Genomic DNA, 2,160 nt, shown 5'->3' with positions numbered 1-2,160 from the left:
GCCCACCTGACCCCGCTGATCCGCCGCCACCGCGAGGCTGCCGCCGCGATCGCCGCCGGCGCCGACCCGGCCGAAGCATGGACCGACGAGCGATACGCCGAGCCCTGGATGCACACCGTGCCCCGCCGCGTCCTGGTCTCCGGCCTCCAGAACGCCGCGAAGGCCACCGAGAACTGGATGGCCTCCGCCTCCGGCACGCGCGCCGGCGCGCGCGTCGGCCTGCCGCGGTTCAAGAAGAAGGGCCGGTCCCGGGACAGCTTCACCATCCCCGCCCCCGAGGTCATCGGCGCCGCGGGCACCCCCTACAAGCGCGGCGAGCCCCGCCGCGGGGTGATCACCGACCACCGGCACCTGCGCCTGGCCTCCCTGGGGACCATCCGCACCTACGACAAGACCAGCCGCCTGGTCCGCGCCTGCCGCCGCGGCGCCCAGATCCGGTCCATGACCATCTCCCAGGCCGGCGGACGGTGGTACGCCTCGATCCTCGTTGCCGACCCCACCCCCATCCGGACCGGGCCCAGCCGTCGCCAGCGCGCCAACGGCGCCGTCGGCGTGGACCTGGGCGTCAAGCACCTGGCCGCCCTCTCCACCGGCGAGGTCATCGACAACGGCCGCCCCGGTGCCCGCCAGGCCGCCCGCCTAACCCGCCTCCAGCGTGCCCACGCCCGCACCCAGCCCGGCTCGAACCGCCGCGAGCGCGTGCGCCGGCAGATCGCGGCACTCCAGCACGGGATCGCCCTACGTCGGGCGGGGCTGCTGCATCAGGTGTCCACGAGACTGGCGACGGACTTCGCGGTGGTCGCCCTGGAGGACCTGAACGTGGCGGGGATGACCCGTTCGGCCCGCGGGACGCTCGAGGCGCCGGGTAGGAACGTGGCCGCCAAGTCCGGGTTGAACCGGGCGATCCTGGATGCCGGGCTGGGGATGCTGCGCCGGCAGCTGGACTACAAGACCTCCTGGGCAGGGTCCCAGGTGAAGATGATCGACCGATTCGCGCCCTCCTCGAAGGCGTGCTCGCGCTGCGGGACAGTCAAATCCACGCTGTCCCTGGCCGAGCGGACCTTCGAGTGCGAGGCCTGCCACCTGGTGATCGACCGCGACGTGAACGCCGCGATCAACATCCGGGCGTGGGCTGTGCAGGAGGAGCGTGGAGCAGGGGTCGAGCTCGCCCGAGGCCGTCGGGAGAGTCGAAACGGACGTGGAGCTGCTGTCTCGGGCCCGCCATCTGGCGGGGCCGCGAGGCAGGGGCGTGGAAGCGTCAAGCCCGCACCCCAGGGTGTGGGCATGTCCAGCCGGGCAACTGGCTGGTCATCCCAACCCCCCTCAACCGAAGGGGAAAGCGCAGAGCGCGGAGCATCCGCCCTGGCCAGGTAGTGGAAGCCCCGCGCACGCAGGGATGAGCCCGCGGACTCCCAGTCCATCGCCAGCTTGCCCGTGGAAGCTCCGCGCACGCAGGGATGAGCCCCTGACTGACGGACTGACTGACTGACTGAGGGTGGAAGCCCCGCGCACGCAGGGATGAGCCCTTGGTCTTGCCGTCAGCAAGCATGCGAGCCATGGAAGCCCCGCGCACGCAGGGATGAGCCCGTCCTGACGCTGTTCGAGGACGGCAGGGTAGAGGAAGCCCCGCGCACGCAGGGATGAGCCCGACGCTGCTGCTGTGGACGAGCTGCTTGCCGAGGAAGCCCCGCGCACGCAGGGATGAGCCACCCATCTTCTCCACGAAACGCTCCGCGATCGTGGAAGCCCCGCGCACGCAGGGATGAGCCCACGGGCACGTCGTCAAAGTCGGTGAGCCCGTCGGAAGCTCCGCCCGCGCAGGGATGAGCCAGACTCCCAGGGGCATTCACGGCTCCTGGGTTGAGCTGTCGTAGGGATCTGGGCTGGTCCCGGTCCTTCCTAGACACCATCCAGTGCTCGTGACAGCTGCGGGTGTCGTGGAGGTGCTGCGGGGACGTGTCGCGGTGTCCGCGGGATGCTCAGCTGGTGGGCTCGGGGACGGTGGCCTCGCACTGGACCATGGGCATGCCCTTGGGGTCGCCGGTCTGGGCGTCCAGGGGGGCGGTGGTGCCGTCGGCGATGATCTCGCAGTGCAGGTCGCCGGCGGCGGGCAGCTGCGGGACGTTGGCGATCACCTGGATCTTTTCACCGGGCTTGGCC

General features: G+C 71.4%; 2 protein-coding genes and 1 CRISPR repeat array. Of the genes, one reads left to right on the top strand and one right to left on the bottom strand.

Annotation, left to right across the window (positions count from 1 at the left end; all coding sequences use genetic code 11):
* On the top strand, window positions 1-1,374 hold a 1,374-nt coding region (locus J1M41_RS11945; RefSeq protein WP_206451835.1), incomplete at its 5' end, for an RNA-guided endonuclease TnpB family protein.
* Between the two features lies 1 nt (window position 1,375).
* Window positions 1,376-1,831: direct repeats of the CRISPR family, unit length 28 nt; unit sequence GGAAGCCCCGCGCACGCAGGGATGAGCC.
* A gap of 148 nt (window positions 1,832-1,979) precedes the next feature.
* Here J1M41_RS11945 and J1M41_RS11940 read toward each other — a convergent pair.
* On the bottom strand, window positions 1,980-2,160 hold a 181-nt coding region (locus tag J1M41_RS11940), incomplete at its 5' end, for a hypothetical protein (RefSeq protein ID WP_206450809.1).

It is taken from the genome of Micrococcus sp. KRD096, assembly GCF_017168495.1.
Taxonomy (GTDB): Bacteria; Actinomycetota; Actinomycetes; order Actinomycetales; family Micrococcaceae; genus Micrococcus; species Micrococcus luteus.
The sequence above is the reverse complement of the archived record's forward strand: the minus strand, read 5'-3'. Positions and strand labels throughout refer to the sequence as shown.